This is a genomic window from Microbulbifer mixtoriginis (SeqCode), from assembly GCF_052466715.1.
In genome coordinates, this window is sequence record NZ_CP174288.1 from 1,731,543 (window position 1) to 1,741,706 (window position 10,164).

2 protein-coding genes are annotated in these 10,164 nt (G+C 44.9%); both read left to right on the forward strand.

What is annotated here, in order from left to right:
* Window positions 1-902: 902 nt before the first annotated feature.
* Window positions 903-8,165: an FG-GAP-like repeat-containing protein gene (locus ACJJH9_RS07825; protein ID WP_444924850.1), complete on the forward strand. Its 7,263-nt coding sequence runs from the start codon at window positions 903-905 to the stop codon at window positions 8,163-8,165.
* Between the two features lie 1,060 nt (window positions 8,166-9,225).
* Complete coding sequence (locus ACJJH9_RS07830; RefSeq protein ID WP_444924851.1) at window positions 9,226-9,726, forward strand: hypothetical protein; 501 nt, start codon at window positions 9,226-9,228, stop codon at window positions 9,724-9,726.
* Window positions 9,727-10,164 lie beyond the last annotated feature (438 nt).

Sequence of the window (10,164 nt, forward strand, 5' to 3'; positions counted from 1 at the left end):
GATTGATACCTTCGTCTTAATTATTGCTCCTGACAATTTTGTAAAAGGGAGGGGCTTTTGTAAATTCAGCCTGATAAATCCTTCGTGCTAGGTTTTTTTGCTGAAGGGTTATTTCATTTTGTGCGGCCTACAAAAAATTAGAGCTATTTGTATTGCGGGGTTTCACTGAATAATTGTTCTTCAATTCTCCAAGGAAATGCAAATCTGGTACACGTAGGAAGGCCCGCTCAAGATTCTCTGTTCGGGGGGCAAGTTTTGGGGAGGGGTGAAAATTGTGGAGGCGGTCTATTTTTTTTACATGATGTGTCTTGTTGAGGGGATGAGATGTTTGCCTTAAAAATTATACAGCCGACAAAGCTTGCTCAAATTATAAAATCATAGTGAATAGGTGATGAAGGTGAGGCTTAAGCTTGCCCCTGAGCTTAGGATGATTCCAGCTTAAGAAATCAGATAACAGAAAAATCAACCTGACAATACAATATATTTATTCTGCACACCTGACTTAATTGACAGTAGACGCCCTATTGTTAATTTTTTTTGAAGTTGATTTATATGTCAGTATACTCGCGCGCACTATTCCCGCCTCAATGATCGGGAGTGGTTATTCCTAGTAAAAAGTAAAGAGTATCTCAGCTGTGTCAAAGGATTGTATTGCGCTAACTCGTGCCTGGTTGTCTGGATTTATTTTTCTTTGTTTGTCTTCTGTGGCTTTGGCGAACATGTCGGGCCCCGCATCCAGTTCTACAGGAAAATTTACAATATCCGGAATTGCACGTGCCCAGTTTCTTACTGAATACAGAAATGGTCTTGCAATAAGGGATATTCCTGTCAGCGAGGGTTCGATATCAATTGCTGTTTCATCCTCAGGAACCTATAAGTATGAAGGCTGGTGGCGGTTTTGTTTGCTTGACAAGCCCGTCCCCGACCCTCGCGCATTGAGCCTCCCCGATCCCGGCTTGCCTGACCCTGGCCTCCCCGATCCCGATCAGCCTGAAGATAGCTGTAAAGCTTGGGATAGTAAGAAGAACTCCATCGGCAGCCATACAGTTGAAGTTACCCTAGAGCCTGACGCAACCCCCCCGGGCCCTATTTATTTTCCAAATAGCAGCACTTTGCCTAGCGAGGAGCCGGGTATTGGCGTGGACATTAAATTAAACCTCCCTGTGGACAATTTCAGGGTGGCCTGGGGAGAAGCTTCTGAAAAGCCGAAAAGATATGAACTGTGGCGAAAAAGTGAGGGAAGTTCTATCTGGCAAATGGATTATTCTGGCCCGGATCTCTATAAGGACTTTACTAATCTGTTAACTGGTACGCATCAATTTCGTGCCCGTGCCTGTAATTCTGGTTGCAGTAGTTTTACAGAGATAAAAAGCACCACAGTGATTGGCACCCCATTTGAAGTGAAAGCTTTTTACTTTAATGACGGCAAAATAGTTGTGAGTTGGCTTCCGGTTGAAGGTGCCGATCATTATATTGTTCAAGAGCGGAAGGATGGCGGTTCATGGACTGAAGTTTACCGAGGAACAGAGAATCGTACGACCTTAACCAGTCGCGGTTATGGGAAATTCGTATTTCAGGTTGCTGCGGTTAAAGATGGTACTACTGGAGTTTTTAAGGCCACTTGGATCACAGTGGATAGGTCTCCAGTTTCTACGCCTCCGTTTGTAGCTACAGTGCCATCTCCTACCGATCCCAGTGTATTGGCCTCCGATCGGGTCGGCACTTTACCAGGGGGATTCCACGTAAGTGAATCTGGCACGGCTACATACACAATTCCCCTTCAGGTAGGCCCCTCATCCGGTGGTAATACTCCGGCGCTCAGTGTGACTTATAGCAGTTCCGTTAGCAATGGCCCTCTGGGAGTTGGTTGGGATATCAGCGGATTATCCGCTATTTCCGCTTGCCGCAAAACGCTTGAAGAGGATGGTGTTAATGGCAGTGCCTTTGATCGTTTCTGTCTGGATGGCCAACGTCTGAAGCTGGTGTCAGGACAGTACGGAAGTTTCGGCAGTGAGTATCGCACCAGCATCGATAGCTTCGTACGGGTAAGATTGGTCTCAAGCCCAACCGGCAATGGTCAGGGCTTTGAAGTGTATCGAAAGGATGGCTCTGTATCTTACTATGGCATGAACGTAGATGCACAGCAGGAGAAGGTTTGGCATTTAAACACCCATGAGGACAGTGTTGGCAATCGTATCGAATACACCTATTTGAAAGACGCGGTCCTTGGTGAACACCTGATCGAAACAGTAGATTACTCCGCGAACGGACAGGATGCGACACTGAATCGGATTCAGTTCCACTATGATACGAACCGTAACGATAAGATATACGGCTACCGCTTCGGGCAGAAGATAGCCGCAACTCGCAGACTCACAGCGATTACTTCTAGCGCGCATTCTGTAGTGTTGCGCCGCTATAATTTCAGCTACCAGAAAAGCTCTACCCGTCGTTTGCTACTCGAAGAGGTGGAGGAATGTGTAAAAAGTAATTGCCGTAAGCCGACTGTATTTACTTATACAAAATCTGACGGTAATGGCTTAGTTAATGGTCTTGCCAATCCCAATATTTTTCACTCTGGATTTGAGAGTGGTAAATATGGAGATGTTAACGGTGATGGGCGTACAGATTTTGTATTTATTAGCTACGATGACAGTACTCGAAAGCGTTATATTCGCATAGCACTAGGTACAGACCAAGGTTCACTTGCTATCCAGCCTGGACAGATGTACATCCACTCGGGTGACGGGAGAGGTTGGCATTTGTTAGATTATAATAACGATGGTAAAGATGATTTATTACATATTCCAATAAATGATAGTGGAAACTGGTGGGAGGTTAACTACTCCAAGGGCACGGCATTTAGCAGTACGAATATCTCTACATCGATAAGATATCAAAAAGGTCAATTAGGGCAAATGCATGATTTTAATGCAGATGGCCTACCGGATTATTTAAAATTTACTAGTGCGGAGGGTGTGTACTCTGGAGGTGGTAGGCCAACTATTATAATCCATGAGCTGCAGCGTAGCAGTAATGGAACGCTATCCTTCAAAAGTTCAGAGACGACTCATACTTTGTCCTTACCCAAAGTCAGCGTTCCCGGAGGAGTATCGCCGGCCAATTTTCTGAGTACTATCCAAGTGAAACTGCGTAACTCGGATATGGTGGCGGACCTTAACGACGATGGTATTGCTGATCTCACCGCAATTGTAAAGATGAATTGGGTTTGTAGAGTGGCTCCTAGTGATTGTAATAATCAAAGTCATGTGACTACCAATTACTTCGTTGTACTGATGTCTGAGGGTAATAACAGCTACAAGGTAGTATTCCATCGTTCCCTCAATGGAGAGGCTGTGCAGGTGTATGATGCTGATCATCGGATTGCAGATCTCAATGGTGATGGTCTACTGGATTTGTTGTTCCGCTCTAGCGCTGACTCGAATTGGGAGTTGCATTACTTTACCGGTGAAGGATTTGTCTCCAAGGGAACGCTCCCAGGGTACGTGAGCAATAAAATCCAGCTATACGATTGGGATATGGATGGTTTAGTAGACATCCTTTACCCCACAGTCAGAGACCAAGTAAATAATGAATATCAATACCTTTATGTGAAGCTCAATTCCTCCGATGGTTTTGAGAACCCTATTGATACAGGAATATTATTTGGTGCTGACACCAATGATCATAGTCATTATATAATGGATTTAACTGGTGATGGTCGCCCTGAAATCATTGAGAATTGTGCTAATCGCGATGAAAAAGAAAATCATTGCGATGATATGCTCAACCGCTCAGGTTTCTTTAGTGGTTCTGGCTCTACAGACAAATATGTTCGTGTCCTTAAGTCTAAACATGCCGATAAACCAGTGGATGTGCTTGAGTCTGTTGAGAATGGTTTCGGTGTTAGAACAGAAATTCAATATGCACGCCTTAATGACAACAGTGCCAATGTCTACACTCGAAAGAAAGGCTCCTTTAAACTTAATTATGGGCGCGGCTCCCCCATTTTTGACTTATATTCACCGATATATGTTGTGAAGAAAGTGATTTCTGATGCGCCGGCGGCCAATGACAATAATAATACTGTCGAGGCTCACTACCACTACGCGGGCGCTCGTACGCAGAGCGGTGGGCGAGGCTTTCTCGGTTTCGAGTCGGTCACTACCTATGACCCACAAAATAAGGTGAAGGCAACAACTCGATATCGCCAGGACTATCCTTACGTTGGGATGCCCTCACAGACGGCCAAGGTGATTGAGCCCAATGCCAATAATATCAAAACCCCGGCTTCCTGTAGTGAATCCAGCCTCAAGCTGATTAGTTGCTCTGTTAATACGCTTAAATCGGTTGAGCCGGTATTCGGTAAAACAGTAATGCCTTATATCAGCCAAGCACAGGACAAGTCCTATAGCCTGAATGGTGATTATCTGGGTAAGGTGGTGACTACCACTAATTACACGGCTGCTAACGATGTTAAATATGGTAACGTCAGCTCGGTGGTGGTTAAAAACTACGATGCTTCTAACGCTCTGGTGCAAAGCAAAACCACAAGTAACAAATATAATAATGTGGATAGCAGCCGCCGCTGGCATTTGGCTCGCCTAACTGAGAGTAGCGTTACTACCCAACGGTATGGGAGCTTGGCTGCACCACAGATCAAGCGCACTGTACATTTTGGTTATGACGATCAGACAGGCTTGTTAACTGATGAGTGGGTAGCTAAAGGTAGTGCACAAGAGATGCATACCCATTATGAGCACGATCGCTTTGGCAATCGCATTAAATCTATTGTCACAGATGCGCTTGGTGAAAGCCGTTCCAGCCGTACTGCTTATGATAACTATGGCCGCTTCCCCATCAGTCAAACCAATACTCTTGACCAGAAGGTAGCCCAGTATCTGGAAATAGATGCCTATGGTCAGCCGCGCCAAGTGTTAGATATTGGTGAGGTAGCTACCATTTATGCTTATTCCGAATTTGGAACCCGCTTCTTTGAGCGTCATGAAACAGGCAGTTATAGCACTACCTTGAGCGCACTCTGTGCTGACAGCGGTGGCTGTCCCACAATAGCCGGGGTGCCAGCCCACTTTAAAGTGACCACTACCGGGATAGAGCAGGCCGAGAGTGTGACATATCACGACCGCCTGGGCCGCGAGATTCGCAAGCAAACCCAAGACTTTCACGGTAATCCGGTATATGTCGATATTCAGTACGATGCGCAGTCCCGGGTTAAAAGGATTTCTGAACCCTATAGCAGTAGTAGCTCCCCGCGCTGGACTACTTACTCTTACGATATTCTAGGGCGCACCACCAAAGTGGACGCCCCTAGTGGCCAGTGTGATAGCACCATTACCTATAATGGTCTGACGGAAACCATCCAGAACTGTGCTCAACAAACCAAGGTTACCCAGAAAAGCGTTCTCGGTGAGCTGGCTCAGGTTACCGACAATATTGGAGGAAAGCTGCGGTACAGCTACTATGCCGATGGAAAGCTCAAACAGGTAAGCACCCTAAACAGCGGCGGTGCTGAAACTTCCGCAACCCTCGTTGAGTACGATTATCTAGGTCGTAAGACACGTATGGTAGACTCGGACAAGGGTTCATGGACTTACGGTTACACGGGCTTTGGCGAACTGGCCTGGCAGAAGGACGCAAAGGGGCAGGGCACAGCCATCAGCTATGATGCCCTCGGTCGCATGGTGACTCGTGCCGATTACACAGGCTTCAATTCCAGTAGCCAAACTGGCACCTTGCAAAATTTTAGCCGTTGGTTTTTCGACGAGTACCCCGGTTGTAACCCCATCAAGTTTAAGGGCAAGCTGGTGGCTGTGGCCCAAGCTCCTGTTAATATTAAGGCTGGCTGCAATATCAACGTAGAGGACGTCAGCTACCTCAAGTTGTTGCACTACGATAAATATGGTCGCCTCGGTGAGACTGTTACCGTGCTCGGTGTGCTCGATGGTGAAGGAGATTTTTATGAAAAAGTCGCCTACGACCAGTACGGCCGCATCAGCCGCAATTTCGATGCAAGCAATCAGCAAGTAGATAAGAAGAGGGACTATTTACACGGTGTAGAAACAGTCTATAACCCATTTGGCTATAAAGTAGGTGCGCGCGATGTAACCGCCCCCGCAGACAGTGGCTACTATTACCGAGTTAAGCGTATGAACCTGCGTGGCCAGGTGGAAGAAGTTCTGCTTGGCAATGGTCTCACTACTACATACGCTTACGACCCACAAAATTACCGCCTCACCAGTATTCTCACGGGTATCAATCCCGGTTTGGGTCAAGTGCAGAATCTGCATTACGATTGGAATGCCGTCGGCAACCTACTCTCTAAAAGCGATTTCAGTGGTGATGGTAGCTACCGCAAGGACCTTCAGGAACGTTTTGAGTACGACGACCTCAACCGTCTTCGTTATACGTACCTCTATCAGGCCGGCAGCCAGGCTGCCACCCAGGAGGTTCGCTATGACGATGCCGGCAATATCACCTATAAAACTGGCGTTGGTAGCTATGAATATAATGGTCCACGTCCCCATGCGGTAACCAAAGCCGGTAATACCAGCTATCAGTACGATAAGAACGGCAACATGAGTGGCGACTCAAGTAGCCGTACGCTGGACTACACCGTCTTTGACAAACCCAGCCTGATTACTAAAGGCAATCACGATACACGCTTCTACTACGGTCCTGACCGCAACCGCTTTAAGCGCGTGGATGACAACGGCAAAGGCACTGTGACCACCTTGCAGATCGGCAGTGTAGAGAAAGTGATTGAGCGCAGTGTCTCTGGTGCTCATACCAAGAGCTTCTATCGTCGCAATATCGCAGGGGTTGCTATCGAGCGTGTAGAGCTAGATTCTACTGATGAGACTTCCGACAGCAGCACGCAGTATCTACACAAAGACTTACAGGGCTCCTTAGATGTTATTACTGATAGCAAGGGTCAGGTTGCCAAAGATGCTGCCGGCAACAAACTGGTTTACAGCTTTGATGCCTGGGGCAAACGCCGCAACCCGCTGAATTGGGGGCATATCGGTTCTGGCCCCTCGAATACGGTTAAGGCCTTAAACGTTGGAGCCTTTTATCACCTGAGTAATAACCGCGGTTATACCGGTCATGAAATGCTAGATGAGGTGGGCTTGATCCATATGAATGGACGGGTCTACGATCCAGTCTTGGGCCGATTTTTACAGGCCGACCCACACATTCAGGCACCTAGGGACGGTCAAAATTTTAACCGTTATAGTTACGTGCTAAATAGTCCGTTGATTCATACCGACCCAAGTGGGTATTTTTTCAAAAAATTAAAAAGATTTGCAAAGAGATTAAATCGCTGGAGAAGAAAGAGTCATCGATATAGTTATGCCTATAAAAAGTACAAGGTAACGTCAAACTCTACTTTAAAAATTCATTTTGGCATCCATCGAACGTTATCAAAAAATGTAAAGTTTGTAAGGAATGTTGATAATTACATAGCAACCCATAGGTGGGCGCAAGTAGGCGTGCAGGCAGTAGCGACATATTATGGGGGAGCTTATGGTGCTTCTGCAGCATCAATGCATATTGCTTATACACAAGGCGCAAGTATTGAAGATATTAGAGCAGCGGGACAAAAATCCTTTGTTAGTGCTTATATGTTTCAGAATATCAATAATTACTATGGAAACACTTGGGATGCGGGGCGAGTGGGTTGGACGGCCACAGCAGGTGGCGTAACTTCTAAACTTAATGGTGGTAAATTTATTGATGGGTTTAAGTCTGCAGGTGTCATGGCGTCGGCAAGATATGGATATCGCAAACTTAGTATGATGCCAAATGCTGATGGGCAACCTTACAATCAAAATGGTGAGCCACATTTATGGCAAGAAGGAAAGCCTGATGTTGGGAAGCAATTAACTCAAGGTGAACTAGATACTATTGCTGCAGGGGGTTCCATTCCGTTATCATCAGATCAATCTGCATTTATGCGAGGGGTTGCAAAAGGTCCATATATGGATGCTTTTGCAGAATTCCATGATGGCTTACACGGACTACCGTACGTTCCGGTAGATCAAGTATCACTGGTTTTAACTATGCCACCTTCTTATGTGGTGACATTACTTGCAGCTATGCAGCCTTATACTCACTCATATATTTGGGGGGAAGAAAGTAAGTAATTTTGATTGTTAGATCCTTTGGCTGTTAGCAGAATATATCATTGCTTGATTATGCTCTATGCAGGGATTTAATAATATAAGGGATTTTAACTTGGAAGTTATATTTCAATAAAGGTTGCTGTATTCTAATAATTTTCAGCTAGGGGGAGAGCACCCTAGCTATTAAAGGATGGAGAGAAATATAGAACTCAACTTTTGTCTTCTTGATAAAGAGTAGATTGAATTCCCGATGTTTAGATACCTCTTTCTATTTGACGGAACCTCTACTTAATAGCCCCGGCAAAGTACTTTCCGGGGCTATGTTTTTAAGGTGATCAGAGCTTTAGCTAGGCCTTGCTAAGGAGCTGTGAATATGAAGGCCTTAGCCACCTATGCTATGCGCATTTCTATCAGGCCGACGGCCAAGCTACCACCCAGGAGGTTTGATACGATGATGCCAGCAATCTCACCTATAAAACTGCACTGGTAGCTATGCATACAATAGCTCATGCCCTCATACGGTAACCAAGGCCGGTAATGCCAGTTATCAGCATGATAACAACGGCAACATGAGTAGTAACTCAGGTAACCATACTCTGGACTACACCGTCTTTGATAACCCCTGTCTGTTGGCTAAGAGCGGCCACGATACATGCTTTACTTACGGCCCAGAGCGCAGTACCTCCGGTGCCACTATCAAGAGCTACAGGGATTGCTATCGAGTGTATCGAGCTGAATGCATCCGATGAAGCCGCCAGTATATAGAATGAGCACAAAGATCCCTAAGGCTCCTTGAATCTCATCACCGATCGTTCAGGCAGGTTGACAAAGATACTGCTGGTAACAAACTTGTTTAAAGATTTGATGGGCCAAACAGGTACCAGAATACACTGATTAGGAAATTGAAAAGATTTAATTTCCATGTTTATGAAGATGAAAAGCTTCACTCTGTATAACAACTTTCTTATCTCCCATATTGAGATTGCTCATGTTTGTTTGAGAAAAGATTACACATAAGAAACAAGGCTGTGTAATTTGGATTGAGGCGAAAACTTAAATTAACTTCATAAAAGGAAATGTTATGCCATTACCAAAAGATATAAAGGAGATGGGAACTGCTGTTCACCCTGTTGGTGATTTTGATTTGCACTATCAAAATCCCAAGCCCCATGAAAATGGTAGCCGTTCTATTTTGACGATGAATGTATCGGTATATCTTGAGCTCGGTTATCAGTCTAAGCACGATAAAATAGTACATGGATATTGCAGTAAAAACGATATACAACAAAGAAATACCGATGGAAGCCAGATTTATTATAAGGATAATCCTAGTGCGGATAAGGTGCTGAGTACCTTTTACAAAGCGCGTGCAGAGACTGCTGCAGTGATAGTAAAAGATTACTTTGTTAATCAGTGGTTAAAAGGACAGACACTTCAAGAAAATAAGAAGATGTTCCCCTCTGTGCAAAAAAATGAGCAAGACGATGGTTATCACTATGATGTTACATGTTACTACACTCCGGATACTACCTATGTAGTATTTCATTGTCATCCACCGAAAGATATCAGGGTCGCACTCTAACTATCCTTAAGTGAATTGCAGTCTTAAGTAATGAAGTTCTGCTGTTGAAAATTATGAAATAGATAATGTGGCCTTCAAGGGGGTGGTTCTCTTGGAGGCTATATTATGAATATTTCTAAGAGTGTTGTAATTATTTTACAGGTGTGCAATTTATAGATGATATTAGTCGTTTTGTGAGTTTTTGCGGGTGAAGTTGTAATAGTTGGGGTTCATGAGTGTAAGGGTCGCTCAGCTGATATCTTGAAGTTGTACTTTTAATATGTGCTGTATTTCTGTAAGCCTTGCCCTCTGCATTTTAGGTGTTTATTGGTGCCGCTTTTTGGGTTTAAGTATTACGCCCAAATGTTGATGGGGTGGGACTTATGCCGGTAAAGGCTTTGACTCAGGGATGGAGGCTAATTACACTCTTTTAGAGTGGTAATTAATTTTCTGCGTAAG